The organism is Cytobacillus mangrovibacter (genome assembly GCF_042865275.1).
GTDB classification, from domain to species: Bacteria; Bacillota; Bacilli; order Bacillales; family Cytobacillaceae; genus Cytobacillus; species Cytobacillus mangrovibacter.
In genome coordinates this window covers 110,539-134,382 of sequence record NZ_JBIACJ010000001.1, presented here as the reverse complement: position 1 = coordinate 134,382, position 23,844 = coordinate 110,539, and the positions used below count along the sequence as shown (strand labels likewise).

25 protein-coding genes and 2 riboswitches are annotated in these 23,844 nt (G+C 37.8%); of the genes, 4 read left to right on the top strand and 21 right to left on the bottom strand.

The features are described 5' to 3' along the window. Nucleotides 1–114 precede the first annotated feature (114 nt). Nucleotides 115–1,095: a stage II sporulation protein M gene (locus tag ACFYKT_RS00690; protein WP_389213986.1), complete on the top strand. Its 981-nt coding sequence runs from the start codon at nucleotides 115–117 to the stop codon at nucleotides 1,093–1,095. On the opposite strand, the gene ACFYKT_RS00685 is transcribed toward ACFYKT_RS00690, so the two are convergent. From ACFYKT_RS00685 to shc, 6 genes are all read right to left on the bottom strand, one after another. Further along, nucleotides 1,073–2,431 carry a DUF58 domain-containing protein gene (locus ACFYKT_RS00685; protein ID WP_389213983.1) on the bottom strand — a complete coding sequence of 453 codons (1,359 nt, stop codon included), beginning with the start codon at nucleotides 2,429–2,431 and terminating at the stop codon, nucleotides 1,073–1,075. The genes ACFYKT_RS00690 and ACFYKT_RS00685 overlap by 23 nt on opposite strands. Further along, nucleotides 2,382–3,311, bottom strand: a complete 930-nt coding sequence (locus ACFYKT_RS00680) for an AAA family ATPase (RefSeq protein WP_389213981.1) — start codon at nucleotides 3,309–3,311, stop codon at nucleotides 2,382–2,384. Before ACFYKT_RS00680 ends, ACFYKT_RS00685 begins: the two co-directional genes overlap by 50 nt. After that, nucleotides 3,308–4,447 carry a DUF4350 domain-containing protein gene (locus ACFYKT_RS00675; RefSeq protein ID WP_389213978.1) on the bottom strand — a complete coding sequence of 380 codons (1,140 nt, stop codon included), beginning with the start codon at nucleotides 4,445–4,447 and terminating at the stop codon, nucleotides 3,308–3,310. Before ACFYKT_RS00675 ends, ACFYKT_RS00680 begins: the two co-directional genes overlap by 4 nt. Before the next feature lie 8 nt (nucleotides 4,448–4,455). Continuing rightward, on the bottom strand, nucleotides 4,456–5,112 hold the full coding sequence (locus tag ACFYKT_RS00670; RefSeq protein ID WP_389213975.1) for a DUF4129 domain-containing protein: 657 nt from the start codon (nucleotides 5,110–5,112) through the stop codon (nucleotides 4,456–4,458). Nucleotides 5,113–5,128: 16 nt separating this feature from the next. Beyond that, nucleotides 5,129–6,037, bottom strand: coding sequence for a hypothetical protein (locus ACFYKT_RS00665; RefSeq protein WP_389213972.1), 909 nt, complete (start codon nucleotides 6,035–6,037; stop codon nucleotides 5,129–5,131). Nucleotides 6,038–6,125: 88 nt separating this feature from the next. Further along, nucleotides 6,126–8,066 (bottom strand): squalene--hopene cyclase, encoded by a 1,941-nt coding sequence (shc, locus tag ACFYKT_RS00660; RefSeq protein WP_389215360.1) that lies wholly within the window; start codon nucleotides 8,064–8,066, stop codon nucleotides 6,126–6,128. Nucleotides 8,067–8,093: 27 nt separating this feature from the next. Between shc and ACFYKT_RS00655 the strand changes: the two genes are divergently transcribed. After that, nucleotides 8,094–9,254 carry a DUF2515 domain-containing protein gene (locus ACFYKT_RS00655; protein ID WP_389213969.1) on the top strand — a complete coding sequence of 387 codons (1,161 nt, stop codon included), beginning with the start codon at nucleotides 8,094–8,096 and terminating at the stop codon, nucleotides 9,252–9,254. Further along, the gene (locus ACFYKT_RS00650; RefSeq protein WP_389213966.1) at nucleotides 9,166–9,642 is read left to right on the top strand and encodes a CBO0543 family protein; all 477 of its coding nucleotides are present in this window, start codon (nucleotides 9,166–9,168) and stop codon (nucleotides 9,640–9,642) included. Before ACFYKT_RS00655 ends, ACFYKT_RS00650 begins: the two co-directional genes overlap by 89 nt. An 18-nt stretch (nucleotides 9,643–9,660) precedes the next feature. Here ACFYKT_RS00650 and ACFYKT_RS00645 read toward each other — a convergent pair whose 3' ends face one another. From ACFYKT_RS00645 to ACFYKT_RS00575, 15 genes are all read right to left on the bottom strand, one after another. Then, entirely contained in the window at nucleotides 9,661–9,990 is a 330-nt protein-coding gene (locus ACFYKT_RS00645; protein ID WP_389213963.1) for a rhodanese-like domain-containing protein, read from the bottom strand. A 78-nt stretch (nucleotides 9,991–10,068) separates the two neighbouring features. Further along, entirely contained in the window at nucleotides 10,069–11,319 is a 1,251-nt protein-coding gene (locus ACFYKT_RS00640) for an ATP-binding protein (RefSeq protein ID WP_389213960.1), read from the bottom strand. Between the two features lie 106 nt (nucleotides 11,320–11,425). Beyond that, complete coding sequence (locus ACFYKT_RS00635) at nucleotides 11,426–12,301, bottom strand: 2OG-Fe(II) oxygenase (RefSeq protein WP_389213957.1); 876 nt, start codon at nucleotides 12,299–12,301, stop codon at nucleotides 11,426–11,428. Nucleotides 12,302–12,469: 168 nt separating this feature from the next. Next, the gene (gene thiE, locus ACFYKT_RS00630; RefSeq protein ID WP_389213954.1) at nucleotides 12,470–13,093 is read right to left on the bottom strand and encodes a thiamine phosphate synthase; all 624 of its coding nucleotides are present in this window, start codon (nucleotides 13,091–13,093) and stop codon (nucleotides 12,470–12,472) included. Then, nucleotides 13,090–13,893, bottom strand: coding sequence for a hydroxyethylthiazole kinase (gene thiM, locus ACFYKT_RS00625; protein ID WP_389213951.1), 804 nt, complete (start codon nucleotides 13,891–13,893; stop codon nucleotides 13,090–13,092). The genes thiE and thiM overlap by 4 nt, the downstream gene beginning before the upstream one ends. Before the next feature lie 20 nt (nucleotides 13,894–13,913). Next, nucleotides 13,914–14,720 carry a bifunctional hydroxymethylpyrimidine kinase/phosphomethylpyrimidine kinase gene (gene thiD / locus ACFYKT_RS00620; RefSeq protein ID WP_389213948.1) on the bottom strand — a complete coding sequence of 269 codons (807 nt, stop codon included), beginning with the start codon at nucleotides 14,718–14,720 and terminating at the stop codon, nucleotides 13,914–13,916. Next, nucleotides 14,689–15,210 carry an energy coupling factor transporter S component ThiW gene (thiW, locus tag ACFYKT_RS00615; RefSeq protein ID WP_389213945.1) on the bottom strand — a complete coding sequence of 174 codons (522 nt, stop codon included), beginning with the start codon at nucleotides 15,208–15,210 and terminating at the stop codon, nucleotides 14,689–14,691. Before thiW ends, thiD begins: the two co-directional genes overlap by 32 nt. Before the next feature lie 30 nt (nucleotides 15,211–15,240). Next, nucleotides 15,241–16,236: an ABC transporter substrate-binding protein gene (locus tag ACFYKT_RS00610; protein WP_389213942.1), complete on the bottom strand. Its 996-nt coding sequence runs from the start codon at nucleotides 16,234–16,236 to the stop codon at nucleotides 15,241–15,243. A gap of 24 nt (nucleotides 16,237–16,260) precedes the next feature. Continuing rightward, nucleotides 16,261–17,028, bottom strand: a complete 768-nt coding sequence (locus ACFYKT_RS00605) for an ABC transporter permease (protein ID WP_389213939.1) — start codon at nucleotides 17,026–17,028, stop codon at nucleotides 16,261–16,263. Further along, on the bottom strand, nucleotides 17,015–17,761 hold the full coding sequence (locus ACFYKT_RS00600) for an ABC transporter ATP-binding protein (protein ID WP_389213936.1): 747 nt from the start codon (nucleotides 17,759–17,761) through the stop codon (nucleotides 17,015–17,017). Before ACFYKT_RS00600 ends, ACFYKT_RS00605 begins: the two co-directional genes overlap by 14 nt. Nucleotides 17,762–17,778: 17 nt before the next feature. After that, nucleotides 17,779–18,468, bottom strand: a complete 690-nt coding sequence (gene tenA / locus ACFYKT_RS00595) for a thiaminase II (protein WP_389213933.1) — start codon at nucleotides 18,466–18,468, stop codon at nucleotides 17,779–17,781. Between the two features lie 89 nt (nucleotides 18,469–18,557). After that, a riboswitch (TPP riboswitch) is annotated at nucleotides 18,558–18,647 on the bottom strand. A 74-nt stretch (nucleotides 18,648–18,721) separates the two neighbouring features. Then, a riboswitch (TPP riboswitch) is annotated at nucleotides 18,722–18,828 on the bottom strand. 54 nt (nucleotides 18,829–18,882) lie between these two features. Beyond that, nucleotides 18,883–19,974, bottom strand: coding sequence for a branched-chain amino acid aminotransferase (locus ACFYKT_RS00590; RefSeq protein ID WP_389213930.1), 1,092 nt, complete (start codon nucleotides 19,972–19,974; stop codon nucleotides 18,883–18,885). A 407-nt stretch (nucleotides 19,975–20,381) separates the two neighbouring features. Next, entirely contained in the window at nucleotides 20,382–20,981 is a 600-nt protein-coding gene (locus tag ACFYKT_RS00585; RefSeq protein ID WP_389213927.1) for a response regulator, read from the bottom strand. 12 nt (nucleotides 20,982–20,993) lie between these two features. Next, on the bottom strand, nucleotides 20,994–22,115 hold the full coding sequence (locus ACFYKT_RS00580) for a sensor histidine kinase (RefSeq protein ID WP_389213924.1): 1,122 nt from the start codon (nucleotides 22,113–22,115) through the stop codon (nucleotides 20,994–20,996). A 170-nt stretch (nucleotides 22,116–22,285) separates the two neighbouring features. Beyond that, on the bottom strand, nucleotides 22,286–23,320 hold the full coding sequence (locus tag ACFYKT_RS00575; RefSeq protein WP_389213921.1) for a fatty acid desaturase: 1,035 nt from the start codon (nucleotides 23,318–23,320) through the stop codon (nucleotides 22,286–22,288). Between the two features lie 145 nt (nucleotides 23,321–23,465). Here ACFYKT_RS00575 and ACFYKT_RS00570 point away from each other — a divergent pair, with 145 nt between their 5' ends. Then, nucleotides 23,466–23,825 carry a hypothetical protein gene (locus ACFYKT_RS00570; RefSeq protein ID WP_389213918.1) on the top strand — a complete coding sequence of 120 codons (360 nt, stop codon included), beginning with the start codon at nucleotides 23,466–23,468 and terminating at the stop codon, nucleotides 23,823–23,825. Nucleotides 23,826–23,844: the final 19 nt, after the last annotated feature.

Here is a 23,844-nt window from a genome sequence, read left to right as displayed (position 1 = left end):
TCTTCCAAGTTGAAATTCTCTAAAGCTGTTTCTATTTTTCTACAAAATTACTATAATAAGGAGATAGATATTTTCCCCTGCCAAAATGATGTCATACTTAAGAAGGTGTAGAAAATGAATGTAAAGCAGTTTATCAAGCAGCACCGTGAGGACTGGAAACAGCTTGAACAGTTTGTAGTCATCCTTCATAAAAGACGCAATCAGATTACTGGTGCTGATATCGATCAGTTTCATCGGCTCTATCAAAAAGCAACTCAGAATCTTTCATACAGCCAAACATACTTTCCAACAGAAGATGTTACGCATTACTTGAATGGGCTTGTTTCAAAATCTCATAATTTATTATATAAAGATCAAGTTTCAAGCATGAAACAGATTCGCTATTTTTTTAGTACGAAGTTTATTGGTCTATTAGTAGAACAATGGAAATTTGTTGTTGCAGCAATGATTTTATTTGTGGTTGGTGCGTTAGGCAGCTTTTTTTCAATTGTTAATGATCCTCTGCATATTTACTCAATTCTGCCGCCAGAAATTGCCCAAGGAGTGAACCCTGATCAATTAGGCAGCAGTGATGGGGAAGTAGATTCTTCTCTCATGTCTGCGAGCATTATGACAAACAATATTCAAGTAGCCATATTAGCTTTTGCTGGTGGTGTTACCTTTGGAATATTAACCGTTTACTTATTAATTTATAATGGCATCCTTGTTGGTGCACTTGCTGCCCTTTTTTGGCATCATGGAAAATCGTATGATTTTTGGGCCTACATCGTTCCTCATGGGATGATTGAGCTTACAGCCATTTTTATTGCTGGTGGGGCAGGGTTGTTAATGGGCTATAAGCTCTTTGTCCCTGGCAAGTTCTCAAGAGGCTATCAATTAAAGCAGCAAGCAAAACGTTCGGTCCAGCTTTTGCTTGGTACAATTCCACTATTTGTCATTGCTGGGATCATTGAAGGCTTCATTACCCCAGCAGCCATTTCACTTGAAGCAAAGTACATTGTTGCTTTTATAACTGTGATCGGTTTAGTTCTCTATGTGATGATTGGGAAACTGTTACTATTGAAAAAACACCCTATAACAGATTTCGATTCATAATATCAATATAAGAAGATACTGCTGCGGTTGCTAATCTTTCCTCACGGGCCTCTATCATTTGGAGGCCTTGTTTTTCCCATTTGACTTTTTCCTTTTTCTTAATAAGCATTTGTTGCTGTGCAATGCTTTTTACCATGGCCATTTGTACATTTTCTGGTTCCATTTGTATTCTTCTTTGGAGCGTTACATCTTCAATTCCAATCATGAGGAATAAATGGCGCTGTCTAATTCTTTTTAAATAGATAAGAGCATTTTCCTCATGAAGAAAGGTGCGGACATCACTGAATAATAGAATAAAACTGCGTTTCTTCTGCATTGTTTCTAAATAATGCAATACAGCTGCGTAATTCGACTCCACTGCATCCACGTCAATGTTATATATGGCTTGCAAAATGGTCTGCAAATGTGCCATCCCTTTTGCTGCGGGGATAAAAACTTTTACATCTTTAGAAAAGGCTAAAACCGATACATAATCTCCTTTTTGGAGAGCTGCGGCTGCAACTGTAATTGCAGCTTCTAATGATTTTTCAAGACGGTTTCCCTTTTTAAGTTCAGCCCCCATCATTCGGCCACAATCAATTAAGAGTGTAACATGCTTTCCATGCTCAGGCTCGTATTCATTTGTCATGACTTCACGCAGCTTTGCTGTTTGCCGCCAGTTGATATTGCGCGGGTCATCCCCTACGACATACGTTCGAATCTTTGCAAACTCACCGACACCGCTTTGCTGTTTACGTATTTTTACTCCTTCATACAATAAAAATTTTTGCGCATTCTCCAAGTATTGCTTCGTTTCTGTTAAGTCTGGTATCACCTTAACAGCTTGAGATTGCTCAATTGTTATCTGTTTTTCCCATAATCCTAAAGGACTTGAATAGCGAAAATAGATTTTATCAATTTCATACTCTCCTCTTACCGGTGCAATCACTTCATATCCTGTATGAGTCGTTGTATGCTTAGAAATATTTCCTTTTAGCGGGAATTGCTGAATAAAAGATTGTGGCACTCCATCTATCAATTGAAAAGATAAGGAATATGGCGAAGCATTATTAATTTCAAACTGTACTTGATAAGCAATGCCTCTTTCCATTTCTGCAGGGGCGATCCTTTTAAATGAAAGCTCCTTTTTTTTCGGTGAAAAAAGCAAATCAAAAAGACTCGCTATGATTACGAGTATATTTATTGCAATTAAGAACTCCCAAGAGGTTTCCCAAATGGATATAAGGATTAAAGCAATAGATAGAAGGGTAAAACACACTAACAACCGTTTGGTCGGCAATACCCCTCTACCTTGGAACAGGAATCGAGCCCACAAGCTCTTCAATGATTTGGTCAACAGTCAATCCCTCCAATTCCATATGTGGGGAAAGTTGAATACGATGCCTTAATGCTGGTTTAGCAACCATTTTTACATCATCTGGTGTAACATAATCACGACCAGCGAGGTAAGCCCATGCTTGAGCTGCTTTCCCGATGGAAATGCCTGCCCTTGTACTCGCTCCGAACCGTATCGATTCAGTCTCCCTAGTCCTTCTGACCAATTGCATTATATAATCGATCACAGGCTCTCCCATTGTCACTCTTTCAATCTCTTTTCTGATTATTAAAAACGTATCCATATCAAGTAAGGATGCAAGCACTTGTTTGTCAAATTTCTTTTCAATTACTTGTTTTAATACGTTTTTCTCCTCATCAAAAGATGGGAAATCAATATGAAGCTTAAAAAGAAAACGATCCTGCTGCGCTTCTGGCAGCGGATAGGTTCCTTCAAATTCAATTGGATTCTGTGTGGCCACAACAAAAAATACATCGGGTAATGGATGGGTTTCGCCTTGTATTGTAACTTGTTTTTCTTCCATAGCTTCAAGAAGTGCTGCTTGGGTTTTCGCTGGTGTACGGTTGATTTCATCAGCTAAAAGGATATTTGTGAATACGGGTCCTTTGATTGTTTGAAACGTACTATCCTTCATGTTGTAGATCGTGCTTCCTGTAATATCACTAGGAAGTAAGTCAGGAGTAAACTGAATTCTGCTAAAATCCCCGCCGAGGAGGCTTGCGAGCGTTCTTACCATTTGCGTTTTGCCCGTCCCAGGAACGCCTTCTAAAAGGACATGCCCCCCTGCCAAAATAGCGGATAATAGGAGTCTAAGATTCGTATGTTGACCTAAAATTCGTTCTTCATATGTTTCTAGTAAAGATGTTATTTCTGTTTTCAAGATTCCTCCACCTCTTTCCTTAAACGGTCAAGTTTCTTTGACCATAGCAAGTATTCCTGCTTGCTTATTTTCTCTTTTTGTAAGATTGAAATTAGCCCGGCTAAAAATGCGTTAATTTCTTTTGAAGATATGTTTGTCCACTTTCGTTCTAGTGGTGCAGAAAGGTCCTTCCATTCCATACTCACTGGTATTCCCCATCTTTCCTGCAGCAATAGCTTAATATAATCCGCTTGAAATAATAATGAATCATGGTAACGTCGGCCTCTTAAATACCAAGCAGACAGAGCACGAATGCCTTCATCACTAAATCGAACGCTTTCCTCCCGCGGAATAAAGATCGGTCCAAATCGCTTTCCTTGAGTCATTAGCAATAGAATGGCAAGGAGTACACCTTGCAGCAGCAAAAGTAAGAACCATTTTGGATACAATGTGATAAATGTGGAGCTATTTTGTGCTCCATGAATATATTCGTCAAATGAGAGACTAGCACTCTCTTCTTCATTTATTAAAGATAGAATAAGAGGAAGATGATCAGCATTTAGGATTTCTCCGTTTGTTATCCAGTCAGATGAGTTTGAGACAATCAATTGTCCATCTCCATATGATCGCTTGAGAGCAAGGACTCCTGCTTTATCTTCTAATAAAATTTCATCATGCTTTATTGTCTGTAGACGGATTTGCGAATTTATCCCGGCTTGATAAGTCGTTCCATTTTTGTCTTTTATCGTTAAATCTTCACCTAAAAAGCGATAAGAGCCTATATGCTCGATTTCTATATCAAACATCCCTTTTGGATTATTTTGAAACAAAAGAATGGTATTCCCTTTTTCCATAAAGTCCAAATACGCTTCCATCTCTTCGCTTTCAGGGATAAAAAAAGGCTCAATCATTAGGAGTAAATGCTCACTTCCCCCTTTTGGCAAGTTCTCTGGTGAATAAGTCCATTTATTTACTTCTTTTTTATCCTTTACATATGTATAAAATGCTTTGACTCCAGTTGGTGATGGAGAATTAGACACATAATTTGGATACTGCTTTGGCTTACCGGAAAAAGCGAAATAACTTAGGAGAATAAATAGAATGAGAAGAACGCTTAACCAAATCCATGTTCGTCTCTTTTCAATTGTCTTTTGCAAATTAGCAGCTACCTCCTTTCTGCACCCATTTCACGAATTTCCTCTGAATCTGAGAGCCATTTCATTGCAGTGGATTGATATGGAAGAAATTCCTCTTTGTGAACAATATGTTCTCCATACGTTACTTTATCAAATAAAAGAGCGAGATGATGAAATTGCTCTGCCCATTGATGATTTACTTTTCTAAGCTCCTCATAATACTCCCAATTGGTCTTCCAAATTCTTGCTACTAGCCACTCTTTTTCATGAAAATACAGAAGTAATGCCAAAAATAAGTGGCGAGTGGATAATGTGTATTCACCTTTAGCTTCTAGTTCTTGGGATTCTAATAAATGCCTTTGAAATGACCATTTTTTCTCATCCATGGATTGCAGTGGTTTATGATCACGATACATTCGATTCCTTCTCCTATTTCGGAAGATGTAGAAGGCAGTAATGCCTAGTATTATCATAATTAAGACGAGAATCCCAATAAGAATGGGTCCGGCCGCATGATTGGTTGGTTCAAAGGAAGGAAATAGTTTGGAAAGAAGCTCCCCAAACCATTCCTTCACACGATCCCACCATGCTGCAATTATCCCCTTTGAATCTTCGGCATAAGCCCTATATTCTCTTCCATTCAAAATATCCTTAAGCTCATCTCTTGCCAAGCCATCATTTAACATTATTTGTCACCTTTTATTAAGACTTGTAATCTTCAATCATATCTTTTATATCATCAGCATCATATCTTAATTTTAAGTCAAGATACATGACAGCATATCCAACATAGAAAAACATTGTCGTCAGTATGGTTGCAAGATTGACAATGATTGATAATAGCACACTATTTCCTAAGAAGACTCCAAATGTAAGCTCGATCGCACTGCTAATCGTCGCTATGATGATATAAAAGATGATGTATAGACCCATGAGCAGCCAGGTGCGTTTTCTTGTAAGCCTCCAGCTCCTTGTAAAGCCAGGAGATTCCCGGTCAAGAACGACTGAGCCGAAATAAAAGCTCCAGCGTGTTAATAAGTAGCCAATGCCAACTGCAAAGCCCAAAAATAATAGAATAGCAAAAATGATTCCAATTGCCGGATGGATAAATGATCCGAAAAGTCCTGATAAACTAATCATGATAATGGGAACAATAATTATTCCAAATGCAATCAGACCGAATAAGATCGAGCTTCCCAAAATGGGCCAAAATCGAGAAAATGCATGTTTTATGACAGATCCCACTGTGTATTCTTCGTTGTTACGAATATGGTTAACCGCTAATAGGACAGCCGCTTCCGCAACTGGAAATAATAAGATTCCTATTAAACCTGTCAATATTACCGCAATATCAGCACCTATTGAACTATCCAACGGGAGCGCTGTTTCATCAAAACTAGAAAGAATTTGCTCAAACCATAACTCTCCACCGCCAAGTTCCCTAAAGAAACTAGTCCCAGATAAAAGCTGAATGACAGCTTGCAGCAAGTAAACAGGTCCCATTAAAATAAGTAGAATCATGAAAAAATCTGTAAAGCGATTTTTGCTTAAGCTGAACGTATGATCTAGTATTTCGCCAAAAGTCTTTGGCTTATTAAATTTTGTATTCAATAGTTGTAATCCTCCTAATATGGTAAATTGTCATTTTGCCTATTTTAACATTTTTTTGGCATATATTGTGTAAAAACTTGTAAATGGATTAGAAATGCGGGCCGTATTTGTTTCGATAATGTGCTAATGCAAGTAAAGGGAAAATATAACGGTAGCTATGATAATGAATATAAAAGTCCCCGGCCATGCCTTGACCTTTGGGATAATCAGTTTTCCAATCCTTCAGATAGAGGTGATCCAATAAATAATGAATTCCGGTATTAATGGTCACGGTTGGCTTATCTGATACGGCTATCAATGCATCAATAGCCCAAGCTGTATGAGTTAGCGTACTTGCTTCTAACGCAATATACGTTTGATTACTGTCACTTCTGCATGATTCCCCCCAGCCCCCATCAGGGTTTTGAATTGATAATAGCCATTTGCTAGCCGCTTTGATCGACGGATGTGATTCTTGAACTCCTGCTGAGCGGAGTCCGGTTAAAGCTGCCCATGTTCCATAGATATAACAAATGCCCCAGCGTCCATACCAGGAACCATTCTTTTCTTGGTTTTTGAGGAGCCAGCCAATCCCTTTTCTAATTGCCGCATGATTTTTTGATAGATTCGTATATGCGCAAAGAAACTCCAGTGTTCTCCCGGTTAAATCTGCAGATGATGGATCAGTGAGCAGAAAATCTGCTTTTTCAATTGGCAGTAAGTGTATGAGTTTACTGTTTGTATTTTTTTCAAAGGCTGGCCAGCCTCCATCATCATTCTGCATGGATAAAGCCCATTGAACTCCCCTTTCCCATGACTGACGGGCGGTTTGGCTATTTTGTACGTTTCTTGCAATCGCTCGTAAGGAGGCTGTTGTATCATCCACATCAGGGTGGAGTGTATTCTTGTCTGCAAATCCCCAGCCTCCAGGAGAACTAGTTGGATTATGAATGATCCAATCCCCGTATTTGTACTGCTGCTGACTAAGTAAATAGTCGTTAGCTTTATTCACCACTTGTTCAGTTGGAGAAAGCCCTGCCTCCTGTAAGGCATAGCTAATTAATGAAGTATTCCATACGTTAGCAGTCGTATATTGAATATGAGTGAGTCCTTTTATTTCACATTTCATTGACTTTAATCCATTTACTGCTTTTATTATAATTGGATCCTTTTTCGAATAACCCAATGACAACAAGGCAAAGATCATTAAAAAGGTAGAGCTAAAGTAGCCAAGGAGTGTTCCATTCGGTTCGATGCGTGCAAGCATATATTGTTTTGCCTGTTCTGTCGCTAGTTTATGAATATAGCTTGGCAGTCCGATTAAGCTTTTGATTCCTTTCTCAATAGTTGTATACAAAGAACGCCATTCTTCGGTGTGTTTAGAGTAAATAGGTTCGTTGTCAGATTGTTCATCCCCACGAGTGTATAAACCGGATAAATCCGGACTTTTATCTGTAAGGAGGGAGAATTTTCGGTCGGCAAGAACCATGATCGGTGCCATGTTTGCTCTGCCAAAAACTGAGAAGCTATAAAAATTGATAGGAAATGATGGCGGCAGCAATATCAGTTCAATTGGTACTGGGAATCTTGAAGCCCATTTAAGTTGTCCAGTCATTGCAAGCATGAGTTTAGTGAGCATATGAACGTTGTCTAATCCGTCATTTGTTAAAATATACTTCCTCGCTTTTCTTAATTGCAAATCCTTCTTACTATAATATCCGGAATATAGGAGTGCATAATAAGCCTCTACAGTAGCTGTAATATTCCCCTCCCCTTCATCATAAAAAAGCTTCCATGCTCCGTTCTTCTCTTGTTTACTCATTATTCGCTCTGTCAGCTGTTTAATTAAGATTTCATCATGAATTTCTAAAGTTCTTAATAAAATGATCATATAACAATCAGTCGATATTCCTGTTTCAAATGGATAGGGCCATGAACCATTTGATGATTGCTCTTGCTTTAACTGTTCAATTAACTGAGTTATTCCGGCACTGATGCGACTTTCCAATATTCCCCTCCACTCCTTTCTCTTTGATATATACAAATACATATTCATCAATGATAAGAACCATTCATTATGGGGGTGATTGATATCTTTTGTAAGCTAAAGAAAAAGGAAAAACCCCAACTTTCAGAACGATTAATAAAAATAAAGAAGGAGTTGAAGAAAAGAGCTAAAAAGATCAATCAATCAGCCATTCTCTCAGAAGGCGAGAAAGCTCTTATTCAGAAAATCAAAGAAGAGACCCTTTTTTTGAATAAAAATAATGTAACAAGAACGAAAGCATATCTTGACTTTTATAATAGGCATCCAGAAATGCATTGGGCCTTTTTAGGTCATATGGTGTCTCGTAACGGCGGCTGGAATATGACAGACTTGAAAGGCGGGTTTCTATCAAAGCTGTTAACTAGGAAAGAAGCGGAGTCATTTTTTTCATTTTTAGAACGTGGAAATTGGCTAATTTTTCAAGATGCTTTTCCACAGTTTATGCTTTATGAAGCAAGTATTGAGAACGGATTGAGCTTATTTCATTTGCTGCCAGCTTTCAATGTTTCTATATTTATGGAAGTCATATGGGAATCCTTTTGGAGGGATCAAGATTTATATATGTTGACGATGGCTCTTATTATCAATGAGCAGAGTTATTTGGAAGATAGAGTTCTGCATAACTCATCCTTTAAAAAGAAAGTTTTTAACACATTAGAATTCAAGCTGCAAGAGTTCTTATCTATGAATCATATATTGCTGCCCTATTCACAGAATGGAAAGCAGAGGCTTGCTGGACAAACATTGCGGCATTTTGAAAGTTTACATGAGCGAATTTTACTTGGAAAGCGATTATACAATGTTTTGTTTAAGAATAACAAACGTTTCCTAATGACTGTACAATGGGCTAATGCTCATCCTCACACTGGATCTAGAAAGGATTATTGGCCGCATTTTTTTCATGATGTGGATGAGGGCATACCGGGGAGAATTTTGAAGTCGCGGATAAAAGCATGTCAAATTGCTCCAGGCTCATCTCGAATTTATAGTCCACGGTTAGAATATGCATGGAAAAACATAACTCATACTTGTGCGGAGATAGGAGATTGGTATAAAGATTGGAGTGTAATTAATTATTTAATACCTTTAGAAGAAATAATAGATGGAGAGATTGAAAATGACTATTGCAAAACACTTGAAAGACTCGAGCTTGCAGTCCTCACGAAAAAAGCTATTTCCTTTAGGGATTAAAAAAGTGCTGGATTTCCTTCCGGTCATTTTACTTTCATCATTGTATGGAACGTACCTTGATCTTTATTTTGTTGGAAAAGGAATGTATTCTTTTCCAGTAAGACCCTTACCTGAAATTTTTACAATTAATCTTGCTTTCACCCTGATAGGTCTTCCGCTAATGACCCTATTATTCTTATCTATCTGCAACAAAATGAAGAACTGGAAAATAGTTGTCTTTATATTAGTATTAAGCTTAATCATGGCCGTCTTTGAAAAACAAGCTGAGGTATTGGGATTCTTTGTTCATCACCATTCATGGAAACATCTTTACTCATTATTCGGTTACAGTCTTTACTTAACAATAATCCTTCTTTTCGATAGGTTCATCAGGCGTATAAAAAAATAAGCGATCAATCTTGACCGCTTATTTCGTATCTTTATATTCTTTCCATGCCGTAATTCCGCCTTCAAGCAAGGTAACATTAAACTCTTTTTCGGCCAAAATTTCTGCACATTTCCTTGCTGAGTTTCCTGTCGTACAAGTGATGATTATTTCTTTCTCTTTTGGCAATCCTGAGATAGCCTCCACATCATTTTCATTAAAAATATGAGTTTTTTCGATGTTTATACTATGTATATGTTCTTCATTAATATGATAGTGATTGTATTTATCTGCTGCTCTTACGTCGAGAATCAATACATCTTCATTCTTTTTTATTCGATTATTTAATTCAGCTGGTGTCATTGTTTTCATTAGAAAAGTCTGCTCCTTTAAACGAGTATATTTATCCATATTATACAATAAAAACAGTTAACACAAAATAAATGACTTTTACGAGAAGCTTGGGAACGAAAGCGTAATGGAAGTACCAATATCAACTTCGCTTGTTACGGTTACAGTGCCCTTCATGCTTTCAACAATCCGGTAGACGACCATCATACCTAAACCTGTCCCCTTTTGCCCCTTTAATGAGAAATAGGGCTCCCCAAGTCTAGCAATATGTTCAGGCTTCATGCCATACCCGGTATCTGTTATTTTAATTTGAATCTGTGCATGGTTTTCAAATGTTTGAATCGTTAATATGCCGCCATCTGGCATTGCTTCAATGCTATTTTTGAAAATATTCAATAATACTTGATGGAACTTATGCGGGTCACCTTTTATAGACCCTTCATGTTGAAAGAAAGTATCAATATCTACATTTTGTTTTAAAGTAAGCGGGCGAAGTATATCCTGGCACTTTTTTATTTCGCTATCAATATTCATCAGACATTCTACATTTATATGTGGCTTTGCAAAGGTTAAGTAGTCATTAATGATATCAGAGGCTCTGCTTGCTTCCTCAATGGCATACATGGCATATGCTTTACTCTTTTCATTTGTGCGTTCATTTTCCCCAATTAATTGAAGAAAACCAATGACTGCCGTTAACGGATTTCGCACTTCATGACTGATACTAGCAGCTAAATGACTGACAATTTCCATTTTCTCGAATTTCACTGCCTCCAGCTGCAATACAAATGCCGTTCTAAGTATTTCAGCAAGATACGTTACAAAAAAGGTAGAAATGACTAAAATAGTGCCGTAAATAGAGAATTCGGTTAGGTCATGAAAACCATATAAGAATGAAGGGAGCAAATAGCCAATCACTGCATACCCGATGGAAAATATAGAAACAATGCTTAGTTTAGTCCAAAGAGACTTTTTTACATATATCGGTGATATAACAAAAATACCAATTGTTGAAATAATTATTAAAAATAAAGATAACCAAAACCCATCTCCACCAAGAATAAATCGAATCGTTAGGAGGAAAAAACCTAATCCGATGGTTACACGCTTCCCGCCATATAAACCACCTAGAAGGAACGGGACAAACCGTAAATCATAAATAAATCCATGTCCCACTGAAACAGATAAAAGCAGGCTGATGATAATTAGCGTGCAAATGATAAAAACAAAATAGGAACTCCATACTGAAGATTGAATAAATTTATATTTATGGAGTATAAGCATATTTGTCAGTAAAACAAAAATAAGAATAAAAAGTAGATTGATTAACAAGCCGTTCATCATTTCCATCGGGCACACTCCAAATGTCACACAACTTTTCTCTTATTTTACGTCTATATTCTATATTTTGGCAAGATTTTGATTTATTGGAATTACTATATACATAATAATTTTTTTACTTGGACAAAACCTCTTCAGTTTTCTTCTTCTGACTAATAGTTGTTTGACGAATCCATTTAGTCGCCACCCATTTCTCCCCTGTGAGAACGGGAATACTGCTATGTAATGACATGCGATCAACCTGACCATAACTATTGCCATAATGAAAATAAACAGCTGTTCCCTTTTTGGGAACAATGGATAAGCCGATTTTCGGAAAAATGGTTTCTCCTCCTGCTGCTACATCATTTAAATAGAGTAAGAACGTTGCCACACGTTGTCCCCCTTTTTCAGTGTCAACTTGATTAGCAGGAAAATAATCAAAATGAGCTTTATACTCCTCACCAACATCATAGTTCAATACTTGAAGGCCTTCACCATGTTCAATGGGGTGACTAGTTATTTCTGCTAATCTTCTTTCTATAGTAGAAATGAGACTTGTCTCGTTTAAATGATAATAGGCACCTTTACTTGTTCTGCCAGGTACAGATTTTTTTTCACCAGTAATTGGATCAATGATTTCAGATGGCTGAAGCCGATTTCTTGATAAGTGAATTAATTGGTCGCATTCTTCTGTGCTTAGTACATTATCAAGATAAGTGATGAATGGTTTATCCATTTTCAAAAGCACCTTTATTTCACGATCAGTAGTTGCGATAATATTTCCCCTTTTTGCTAGGTCAATTGGTTCATACATATATGGACTTTGGCTGGCATCAACGGTTTCAAGAGATTGTTTATTTAAGATTCGTAACATAGTTGAATAGGCAAAAGATTGATCAAATCCTTTCTTGACCATAGCAGCTACAATTGATTCAGGATTTACACCGCTTCTTAATGTTTGTTGAATCCAGTCTTTCAGTTCATTTGAAATGCGGGTAATCTTTTCCATAGTAGACTCTCCTTATTATTTAACTAGTTTTTTGATAGAGATCATTTTCTCTTATTATAAAACTTTTTCAAGCTTTCTGAAACTAGTAGTCAAGCCACTCACTTTGAACAATCAATTTCTAATAGAAAAAAGGCCAACTAGAAAAACTAGTTGACCTTACGATTCGATTCATTTAATAGATTCCATTTCCTTTCGGTAAGACTTGGCAGTGCTATATGGGTCATCTGCCTTCATGATCCCAGAAACAATTGCGACACCAGCAATATTCATTTCCCGAAGCTTAGGCAAATGAATAAGTTTAATTCCACCAATGGCAACAGCAGGAAGGGCAACTGCATTTGTAATCTCTGCAAGCATTCCTTCAGGTAAAACTTTCGCATCGTCTTTAGAATGTGTCGGAAATACGGCGCCAACTCCAATATAATCCGCTCCGTTTTCTTCTGCCTCTATTGCTTCAGCAATTGTCGAAACGGATATTCCAACGAGCATAGTTGCAGGGACAATATTTCTAATGGCTGTCAATGGAAGATCGCTTTGTCCGACATGAACACCATCTGCTTCAATTGCTAAAGCCACATCTACACGATCATTAATAATTAACGGAACATCATACTGCTTCAATAAAGCTTTTATACTCTTTGCCTTTTCAAAAAAACTTTTCCCGGACGTATTTTTTTCCCGAAGCTGGACGATAGTCACCCCGCCTTTAACTGCTGCTTCAATCGTTTGAAGGAGTTGTTCTAACGGCATGCTCTCTTCGGTAACTAAATACAAAGTGTAGTTTGGCTTCATGATAAACGCACTTCCTCTGTCCAAATTTGTTCATTCATAAGAAAGATTTCATCCATCAGTTTCATTCGGTACATTCCAATGCCGTCCTTTTCTTGAAGTGCCTTTTTTGCACGTTCCCCTGCCAAGCTCATGACTGACATCCCAGCAATGGCAGCTGAGAACCAATCATCGGTCACCCCAGCAAAGCTTGCAATTAATGAAGCAGTCATACATCCGGTTCCAGTGATGCGTGTTAGCCAAATATCCCCATTATCAATTTGCACTATTTCTTTTCCGTTTGAAATGGTGTCTAGTTTTCCGCTAATCACCGTAATTGCTTGTAGCTGGATGGCTGCATTCTGCGCTAATTCTCCTGCGGGAATGGCTAAAGTCCCTGAGTCAACTCCTCTTGTCTTTGCTTCCCCGCCGATTAATGCAAATACTTCTGAAGCATTTCCTCTTACAATTGATACGCTAACATGCTTAAGAAAATCCATTGCCCGAGCAGTTCGAAACGGCGTAGCTCCTACACCAACTGGATCGAATATAACAGGAATCCCTTTTGTATTTGCCGCCTGGCCAGCTCGAACCATGGCAGCGTATGTTTCGTCGTCAATCATACCAAAATTGATGACAAGTGCATTTGCCAGTTTCACCATATCTTCGACTTCTTCAATGCTTGTGGCCATGACCGGAGAGCCTCCAATTGCTAGAGTTGCATTTGCACAATCATTAATCGTGACCTGATTTGTTATATGGTGTACTAATGGGTTTTGTTCTTTAACTTTTATGAATAGGTCCTTGATCAGTTGTTTCTGCATTCGTATATCCTCCTGTCATTTTACTTTTTTACTAGATTTGCTTTGTTATAAAGCTCATAGAAATGATTGGTTGGCCCATGCCCCTTGCCTAAATTCAAACTATGTGTAATGGCTAAAGTTATATATCTTTTTGCTTCGTGAACGGCTTCAATTAATGAAGCACCCTTTGCTAAATTTGCAGCTATAGCTGATGACAGAGTGCAGCCTGTTCCATGTGTGTTTTTTGTCTGAATCCGGGTTCCTTTTAACCAAGTGAAATTTTCCCCATCAAACAATAAATCATTTGGATCCCCATTCAAATGCCCTCCCTTTAGAAGGACAGCATTAGCCCCAAGCGCATGAATGGCAAGACAGGCTTCCATCATCTCTTCGGCTGAATGAATGGTGTCTTTTACCAGCACTTCGGCCTCAGGGATATTCGGTGTGATCAAAGTTGCCAATGGTATAATTTTTTCTTTTAATGCAGAGACAGCATCTAACTGTAGTAAATGATGTCCGCCTTTAGAGACCATAACAGGATCAACAACAATAAACTTTGGTTGATATTTTTGTAATGATTGTGCAACTGCTTCAATCGTTTCAGCAGAAGAAAGCATGCCAATTTTTACTGTATCCACATGGATGTCGTCAAAAATGGCTTCTATTTGATCTTTTATGATAGAAATTTCAATATCTTGCACGGAGCGAACCTCTTGAGTATTTTGTGCAGTAACTGCAGTAATTACGGACATTCCGTACACACCGAGAGCAGAGAAGGTTTTCAAGTCAGCCTGTATTCCTGCACCGCCTCCAGAATCAGAGCCCGCGATTGTAAGTGCTGTTTTCATCTAACATCCCTCCTATTGCTTTGTTTCGAACTAATATCTTGAGCAAGCCATAACCCATGAGTGCTCCGGTAAAGGAACTAATCATAAATGCTGGGATAAAACCAAACAGTGTTGCTTCCTGTCCTAAAAGCAGGATCGAAATCGGGTAGGTGGCCATTGCTCCAAGAATCCCTGTTCCAATGACTTCCCCGATCGCAGCAAAGGTAAGTTTCTTTGTTTTCGTATAAAGAATGGCTGCCAAGAACGCCCCGATCATACTCCCAGGATAAGCAAATATACTTCCAGTCCCAAGCATGTTTCTTAATGTAGAAGAAATAACCGCTTGAAACACTGCATACCATGGACCAAGAAGCACAGCCGATAAAACGTTTGCAAAATGCTGAATCGGGAAAATCTTTGCAAACCCGACTGGAATATAAATGAGACTGCTCGATACTGTTGTAATAGCAGCAATGAGCGCAGTTAATGTTAGTTTTTTTGTTTTGTCCATTTTAATAACTCCTCCTTTTTTCACATTCATTTATTTTGAAATAATATTTACGAATGCATCTTTTGGATTTACCTTTTCTTTCATTACATTCGATTCATAAAGCCAATTAGCCACTTCATTCCACGCTTCTTCCTTTTGGTATCCGAACGGAATATTAGCCTCCTCCATTAGAGGCAACAGCACTTGTAGACTTTCTGTTTCCACATCTTTATCCAAAGGAAAGCTATCATTTTCATGATCCAATAATATTTTAAGGCCTGCGTCTGGATCCTTAGTAACGTCCTCCTGTGCTTTTGTTAATGCTCTCCAAAATTTTTCAAATGAAGTTCTTTTCTTCGCTAATGTTTTTTCTCCTGTAACGACGACAAGCTCATAGTTATCAGGTACACCAAAATCAGTTAATTTAATTACATCCATGTCATACCCTTCTTTATTTAACAGGACTAGTTCATGATTAATATAAGCACCAGTGAGCGCATCCACATGATCGGTTGCAAGCGATGACATTAAATCCCATCCGACATCCGTCATTTTCACTTTATTCATGTCCCCGCCATCTTCTTTTACCATTGTAGAAACAACTGCTTCATTAACAGAAGCTGACGGATAACCGATATTTTTCCCCTCTAAATCCTTTGGAGAATTTATTCCGCTCTCCTTTTTAAACATAATTGCATCAAGTGAATGTCTAACAAGTGCTGCAATTGAGACAACAGGTATTCCTTCCGCTCTTGATACTAGAAGCTGTGTTTGATAGCTGATTGCCAAGTCAACCTTTCCTGTTGCAGCAAGCTTAAGCGGATCATTTGTATCGGCAGGCATTTCAATATGGACATTCAACCCTTCATCAGTAAAATACCCTTTTTCCTTTGCGACATAGATTGCTGAATGTACAGCATTTGGATACCAATCCAACATAATGCTAATATCCTCTAACTCCTTTTCACTCTCCTTTTTTGTTGTGTTTTCTGTACAAGCTGTAAGCAATATCGCCATTATCAAAACGATAAACCAAAATTTTTTCATTCAATATCCAACTCCAGTTGTTTGTTATTCAGTATTTTTCCAGTGTAATGCTTTCCTTTCAATTGCTGATGTGAGTGCAAATAGAAGGATGCCAACGATTGTCAATAGGGTGATAGCAGCAAAAACACCTTCAGCATTCAAATTTCCAGACATTCGGCGACTATAATACCCCAGTCCTTCACTAGCACCGAGCCATTCTCCAATCGTTGCTCCCACCAATGCATAGACGGTCGCAAGCTTTAATCCAGAGAAAAAAGAAGGTAAAGCCATTGGAATGTTCAGCTTAATAAATGTATGCCATCGTGTTGCACCCATCGAGCGAAGCAGCTCAATATAATCTTTATCACTAGACCTCAGTCCATCATATGTACCAACAACAATGGGGAAAAATGAGATTAATACAGTCACAGCAACCTTACTCCAGATTGTATAACCGAACCAAAGGACAAAAATGGGTGACAGCGCAATAATCGGCATCATTTGTGAAATCAGGACCGCAGGATATAACATTTTCTCCATTGTTTTTGAAAAAAACATCCAAACGGCAAGGAGTACACCGCCAATTACTGAAATCAAAAATCCGATGAAAAATTCCAGGATGGTTGCACTTAAATGTTCCAATATTAATGGCTTCCAGTTTTCCAAGATCATCATAATGACACTGGTTGGTGCAGGCAAAATAAATGAAGGAACCATCTCTTTTTTGACTAGCCATTCCAATATGATTAATAGGAATCCTGCAAAAATGATAAATAGACTATAAGTTTTAATCCATCTCTTAAACTGTTTCATTTGTAATCTTTTTCTCCAATTCATATCGCATTCCAGCCAATTCTATTGAGTGAAGCAACTCAGGAAATCTTGGACGCGGCAGCTCGACCTTGATTTCTTCCATTTTTTTATTCGGATGCAATAGGATAATTCGGTCACTTAGAAAACACGCTTCTTCTAGGTCATGGGTAATAAACAGAATCGTTTTGTTTAGCTCTTGCCAAATGGATAATAGCCAGGCCTGCATTTCTTTCTTAGTTAAAGCATCAAGGGCGCCGAAGGGCTCATCGAGCAATAGCAGATCTTTATTTGTCAAGAGAGCCCGAAGAAAAGCTGCACGCTGCCTCATGCCCCCAGACAATTGGTTTGGAAGTGCGTTCTCATATTCTGCTAAACCAACTCGTGCGAGCCAATTTACGGCTTCTGCTCTAGTTATCTCTAAATCCTTTTGAAGCTCGGCTGCAATCATAATATTGTCAATGATTGAACGCCATGGGAGCAGTAAATCCCTTTGAGGCATATAGCCAACATCCCCAAGTGAAACGAACTTGCCATTTACCAATATCTCCCCCTCATCTTGTTTAAGAAGGCCAGTTATTAATTTTAAAATTGTGCTTTTCCCGGTTCCGCTTTTGCCAATTAGAGAGACGAACTCTCCTTGATTTATTTGCATATTTAATTGTGAGATTACTTTGTTTTGCTGCTTTCTATCATTTGTGAAAGTGTAGGAAACATTTTTTAATACAAGTGTCATCTTTTCACCCGCTTACTTTAAATAGGCCAATCTTGTTTAAAATAGTTCATATCCCAGAATAAGTATTCGTATTTAGAAGTCATTTGGAAGTGCTCTTCAAGCATTGCAAGCTCACGTTCTGGCTTCCCTTCTGCTAAGTCATCCATTAGCTGTATCAGCCATTTTGCCCCTTCAGCAAATGTATCGGAGTCGTATGTATCAATCCATTTTGCATAGCGATTTGTCTCGATTTGATCACCATATTGTTTTCTCAGAAGTTTTCCAATCTCCCAATAATCCCATGCACAAGGCAGCAGACAAGCGACTACTTCGGCTAAACTGCCATTTTGAGCAACATTTAACATGTAACGCGTATAGGCTAGATTAACAGGAGTTGGCTTTGTCGCCTCCAATTCCTCACGTGAAATCCCGAATTCAGCTGCAAACTGGCGATGAAGTTCCATTTCAAAATTTAATGTTTCATGAAGAATGTGAGCAAATTTCCCCATCGTTTGCAGGTCGTGTGCTTTCAGTGCGCCTATGGCAAATAGCTTTGCATAATCGATTAAATATACATAGTCCTGTTTCATGTAGTGAATGAATTTTTCTTCGTCCAATATCCCTTTTCCTAGCTCTTGAACAAATGGATGATTATGATTTCTCTCCCAAATTGGCTGTACATTTATAAACAGCCTTTCAGTGAATTTCTTTGTTTTTACAGTCTCCATAATGTTTCCTCCTTTAAGTATTTTTTTTTCAACAAAAAAAACCGCTTTCCGAATGTGGAAAGCGGTTAAATCATTACGCAAAAAAGTCGTAATCATCTTACCTACTTCCCTACGCTAGTATGATCTAGATCAGGTTCAAAGGGTTACTTCTCAGCCATAAGGCGCCCCTAGTAGAATGCTATTTTGTTATTTTTATTTCATTGTATTAAAAAACCCACTCTTAGACGGAAGAGTGGGGTGATTGGCATACTTGTTCAACCATTTACCACTTTCCTACGCCAGCGTGAACTAGATCAGGTTCAAAGGGTTTAGAACGGCCGTTCAATCTCAGTCTTTTACAAGACACCCCTAGTGTTAATTATTTGAATTCAATTCATAGCATACCATTAAAATTTAATATTGCAAGTAAAAAATTTATTTTGTTAATACTTCATCCAGTACTTCCACACGCCAGCCAAATGGGTCTTCATGTGTGCCGTATTGAATTCCCGTTAATGTGTCATATAATTTTTTTGCAAGTTCTCCAGTTTCTCCGTTATTTATTACTAGATGCTCATTTTGCCAAAAGAATTCTCCTATTGGAGAAATGACGGCGGCTGTTCCCGTTCCAAATGCCTCTTCTAAAATTCCATCTTTATGTGCCTGATAGATTTCTTCCATAGAAATTTTTCGTTCAGAAAAAGGAATATTCCAATGTTTGATGAGCTGGATGATGGAATCACGTGTGACCCCATCCAAGATGCTTCCATTTAGAATAGGTGTGAAAACTTCTCCATTTATTTTGAAGAAAACATTCATGCTTCCTACTTCTTCAATATATTTTTTTTCTTTTCCATCTAGCCATAGGACCTGCGAGTATCCTGCATTCCCAGCCACTTCTTGTGCTTTTAAACTGCCGGCATAGTTCCCAGCTGTTTTTGCATTACCTGTTCCTCCCTGTACAGCTCGAACAAATTCTTGTTCAACAGAAATTTTTACAGGATTAATTCCTTCTTTATAATAAGCCCCAACTGGGGACAAAATGATCATAAATCGATAGCTGTGTGAAGGCGCTACGCCTAAAAACGGTTCTGTTGAGATAATAAACGGCCGTATATAAAGAGAGGTGCCTTCATATGGAGGAATCCACTCTTTTTCTATCGTAAGCAATTGTTTTAAGGCATATAAGGCAAACTCCTCATCAATTGGGGGCATGCAAAGCCTTGAATTCGAGCGATTCATTCTTTCCATATTTTTCTTCGGTCTAAATAATAAAACTTGCCCGTCCTTTGAGAGATAAGCCTTTAACCCTTCAAATACAGTTTGCCCATAATGAAAAATCATCGCAGATGGTTCTAATGTGACAGGTTGATAGGGAATAATTCGCGGATCATACCAGCCTTTTTCTGTAGAATAATCCATTACAAACATATGATCTGTAAAATGTCTTCCAAACTGAAGTTGGTCAAATGCCGGTTTTTGTTTTCCAGCTGTGGTTAAGTTGATTTCCATTTGATAGTCTCTCATCCTACTTCTTCTCCCTGTCTTTTTATTATGTAGTTCTCATGATACTATTTGCTAAAAACTATCACTCTTTTAAGCGGTGCTTGATAAAAGTGATTGATTTATTTTTACAATTATCCTCCAATTCATATACTTTGTCGAGTAGTTTTTTAAAAAATTCGGAAAAATAAAATATCGTGAATAATCTTTAATATGATTAGGTAGAAGTTGATTTCCGCTCCAGGTACGCAGCGACCCGCGGGGTGGGCGCTGAGCCTCCTCGGCGCTAAAGCACCTGTGGGGTCTCAGCTGTCCCACTACTCCCGCAGGAGTCTCGCACCTTCCGCTCCAATCAACTAGTCTTTTTTGTAAATTGATAACTAATTCAAAAACAAAAATCTTTTGGAAAAGAGCCTAAAAAAAAGAATGGTTTACTTAAACCATCCTTTCTCCTTCGATTGTGTGATTGCTTCAATTCGATTCTTGACCTCGAGCTTATCAAGTATCTGTGAAATATAGTTTCGAACAGTTCCCGTTTTGATTCGAAGTTCATCAGCAATTTCTTTCGTATTTTTCCCATCGGCAACGAGTTCAAGGACTTCTTTCTCTCGTTCAGTAAGCGGATTTTCCTCACTATACACGTCATCCATCAATTCAGGAGCATAAATGCGTCTTCCATCCATTACTGTTCGAATGGAGCTAGCTAATTCATCACTAGGGCTATCCTTTAATAAATATCCGCTCACTCCGGCTTGTAAGGCTCTTTGAAAATAACCAGACCTAGCAAAAGTTGTTAGAATAATAACTTTGCATCCAGATTCTTTCAATTCCTCTGCTGCTTCAAGCCCACTTTTTTCAGGCATTTCAATATCCATGATACAAATATCTGGTTCAAGCTTTTTAACAAGAATAACAGCTTCTTTCCCATTTTGGGCTTTTCCAACCACTTCCATATCTTCCTCTAAATTGAGTAGGGAACCTAATGCGCCCAACACCATTCGCTGATCTTCAGCAATGACTATTCGAATCATTACAGCTCCTCCTTATCTGTTTTGTTTGATGACATTAGGTATGATCATTTTAATTGTCGTTCCATTATTTGAAATAATTTCTAAGCTTCCATTTACAAATTCGAGGCGCTCTTTAATCCCTAATAAACCACTGCCCTTTGAAAAATAATATTCGTCGGACATACCTATTCCATTATCCTTAATTATAATGCAAACCTCTTTTTCTGATTGCTCAATGATGATTTCGCACTCCGTAGCTCGGCTATGCTTGACAATATTCGTGACGGCTTCTTTCAAACACATACTAAGAATATTTTCTAGAAAAATTGATACATTTGTAAGTTTGATCCCCTCTTCACAAATAAGAGATATTTCGGCCGCTTGAAGGAATTGTTTAATGCGAGCAATTTCCTCTTCCAGTCGGATTCCTCGCATTTGCGAGACCATTTTTCGTACTTCATTTAAAGCTGTTCGAGCCGTTTGTTGAACATCTTTCATTTCGCTTCGCGATTGCTCGGGGTCTTTATACACGAGTTTCCTTGCCAAGTCACTTTTCAGCCCAATTAGTGAAAGCTTCTGCCCCAATGTATCATGTAAATCTCTTGCAATCCGTTGACGTTCCTCTTGTTTCACCAGCTCAGCAATTCGCTGATTGGCTACCTCTAACTGTTCTTCTAATTTCTCTTGCTTCTTTTTATTATAGAGGTTGAAAGGCAGCAAGATCACACTAATGCCAATGATAATGACAAATGGCAACTGTTTTAGAAATAATTCTCCTCCAAGAACTAAATTATAATTGATAGAGGCAATTGTAAATACGAGATGGATGATATAAAGGGTTAAAAATGCAATCCGATTTTTTATATTTCCATTATAATAGGCTATATAAAAAGCAAAGTAGACAAATTGAAACAGAATCGTCATCGCTGTTGAAATGGCAATAAGGATACCTGTCCATAAGTAAACAGGCCATTTTTTGGAAAGAAATGCAAATCGATAGGAGATAAAAAATATAATTGTCAGTATAATACCGACAATGACTTCAACAGTTGAGGAAGATTGAAAGATAAAATAAAATGGCAAAATCGCAAAAACACTCCAAATGTATGGAGATATACCTGAGCTTTTTAGAAATGTTAAATATTTTTTATTCATATGAAATCCCTCTTTAGCTTGAATACAAATGGTGGGTCCAATTGTGTGGCCCACCATCATAGTTTATCTGTTCATGGCCTACCATAATTTAGTAAATTAGTTTGTAGCCATTTTATCATATGAATAATCATGATGTATATGAGGAGTTTCTTCTTCCATCATTATTACTATTATTTTAGCTTGGAAGCGAGCTCTCTTTTTTTTGTGCTTTGTAAATACTCTGCAATCTCTTTATATGCGACAAATTTCTTGTTTTTCTCATCCCAAAGATGAAATTTAAGGGATTGGATGCTGGTGCCTAATGTGATCGTAGGGACATTTTGTAATGGCTGTGTTTTATTATGTGCTTCTTCAAGCATGTAGTTTGGTACTCTAGGACTTAAATGATGTACATGATGGTAGCCGATATTACCTGTAAACCATTGCAGTACTTTAGGAAGCTTATAGAAGGAGCTCCCCTCTACCGCTGCCTTTACATATTCCCAGTTACTATCTTCCTCGAAATATGAATCTTCAAATGTATGCTGTACGTAAAATAGCCAAATTCCCGCAGCACCTGAAATTAAAAAAATAGGAAGTTGAACCAAAAGAAAGGCTTCCCAACCAATTAACCAACAAAGCAGACTGTATAAAGCAACGATAGAAACATTCGTTAAGTAAGTGTTCAATCGCTCCTTCAATCTTGCACCTTTTCTATTGAATCTGTTTTTAATCAGAAAAACATAGATTGGACCAAGCCCAAACATAATAATTGGATTCCGATATAATCGATAGGCTACTTTTTGCCAGAATGAGGATGCGACATATTCATCGACAGTTAACATCCAGATATCTCCGGTTCCTCGCTTGTCTAAATTACTGCTAGTTGCGTGATGGACAGAATGATCGTGCTGCCATTGACTATAGGGGAAAATCGTTAGAACCCCTGTAATTGTGCCAATAATTTTATTTGCACGGCGACTTTTGAAGAACGAATGGTGGCAGCAATCATGAAAGATAATGAATATCCGTACTAAAAATCCTGCTGCAAATACGGCAATGATTAATGTTAGAATATAGGAAACGGATAAACTCTGATAGGCCAAAAACCATAACGCAATAAAAGGCAAAATGGTGTTGATCAGCTGCCAAACACTGTCTTTAGTATTTGATTTTTCATATGGAGCCATTTGCTTTTTTAAATGAAGTTGTTTTTGTTTGGTCATAATAATTTTATCCTTCCACACTTTTATTTTTAATATTAATGAAATGTGGAAAGAATTTGAAGACATACGTGTCATGTCTTAACCATGATAAGTGTCATGTTAATAGTGCAAAATGAAAAAAAAAGAATGGAAATGAGGAGATTTGTTGAAGAACTTAATGGATAAAATGAAGCACAAAGCAAAGGTAACATTAAATCAAACGAGAGCGCGAGTGAAGGAAAGAATTTATTCATTTACGGGTACCTCTTCTGCAACTGTAAAGGAAATAGCCGACTTTATCAAAAATCATCCTGACAAAAAGGTGACTAAAAAGGATCTATTAGGCTTTACTTTTACTTTTTATGAAATGGATTTGGAGGGGGTCCATTATTATTTAGAAATGAAGAATACCAAAGTTTTGCAAGTCGATGTGCACACACCATTGGAACAAATGGTATCTTATCGTTCCTATCGGGATCATTATTCTTTGAATACACCAATAAAGTTTCCTGAGTTAGTAAACTAAAAAGCAGGGTTACCCCTGC

Coding starts and splice junctions, on each gene's coding strand:
- ACFYKT_RS00690 (WP_389213986.1), top strand. CDS start 115: ATGAATGTAAAGCAGTTTATCAAGCAGCACCGTGAGGACTGGAAACAG.
- ACFYKT_RS00670 (WP_389213975.1), bottom strand. CDS start 5,112: ATGTTAAATGATGGCTTGGCAAGAGATGAGCTTAAGGATATTTTGAAT.
- shc (WP_389215360.1), bottom strand. CDS start 8,066: ATGTATTTGTATATATCAAAGAGAAAGGAGTGGAGGGGAATATTGGAA.
- ACFYKT_RS00655 (WP_389213969.1), top strand. CDS start 8,094: ATGGGGGTGATTGATATCTTTTGTAAGCTAAAGAAAAAGGAAAAACCC.
- ACFYKT_RS00650 (WP_389213966.1), top strand. CDS start 9,166: ATGGAGAGATTGAAAATGACTATTGCAAAACACTTGAAAGACTCGAGC.
- ACFYKT_RS00645 (WP_389213963.1), bottom strand. CDS start 9,990: ATGAAAACAATGACACCAGCTGAATTAAATAATCGAATAAAAAAGAAT.
- ACFYKT_RS00640 (WP_389213960.1), bottom strand. CDS start 11,319: ATGGAAATGATGAACGGCTTGTTAATCAATCTACTTTTTATTCTTATT.
- ACFYKT_RS00635 (WP_389213957.1), bottom strand. CDS start 12,301: ATGGAAAAGATTACCCGCATTTCAAATGAACTGAAAGACTGGATTCAA.
- thiE (WP_389213954.1), bottom strand. CDS start 13,093: ATGAAGCCAAACTACACTTTGTATTTAGTTACCGAAGAGAGCATGCCG.
- thiM (WP_389213951.1), bottom strand. CDS start 13,893: ATGCAGAAACAACTGATCAAGGACCTATTCATAAAAGTTAAAGAACAA.
- thiD (WP_389213948.1), bottom strand. CDS start 14,720: ATGAAAACAGCACTTACAATCGCGGGCTCTGATTCTGGAGGCGGTGCA.
- thiW (WP_389213945.1), bottom strand. CDS start 15,210: ATGGACAAAACAAAAAAACTAACATTAACTGCGCTCATTGCTGCTATT.
- ACFYKT_RS00610 (WP_389213942.1), bottom strand. CDS start 16,236: ATGAAAAAATTTTGGTTTATCGTTTTGATAATGGCGATATTGCTTACA.
- ACFYKT_RS00605 (WP_389213939.1), bottom strand. CDS start 17,028: ATGAAACAGTTTAAGAGATGGATTAAAACTTATAGTCTATTTATCATT.
- ACFYKT_RS00600 (WP_389213936.1), bottom strand. CDS start 17,761: ATGACACTTGTATTAAAAAATGTTTCCTACACTTTCACAAATGATAGA.
- tenA (WP_389213933.1), bottom strand. CDS start 18,468: ATGGAGACTGTAAAAACAAAGAAATTCACTGAAAGGCTGTTTATAAAT.
- ACFYKT_RS00590 (WP_389213930.1), bottom strand. CDS start 19,974: ATGAGAGACTATCAAATGGAAATCAACTTAACCACAGCTGGAAAACAA.
- ACFYKT_RS00585 (WP_389213927.1), bottom strand. CDS start 20,981: ATGATTCGAATAGTCATTGCTGAAGATCAGCGAATGGTGTTGGGCGCA.
- ACFYKT_RS00580 (WP_389213924.1), bottom strand. CDS start 22,115: ATGAATAAAAAATATTTAACATTTCTAAAAAGCTCAGGTATATCTCCA.
- ACFYKT_RS00575 (WP_389213921.1), bottom strand. CDS start 23,320: ATGACCAAACAAAAACAACTTCATTTAAAAAAGCAAATGGCTCCATAT.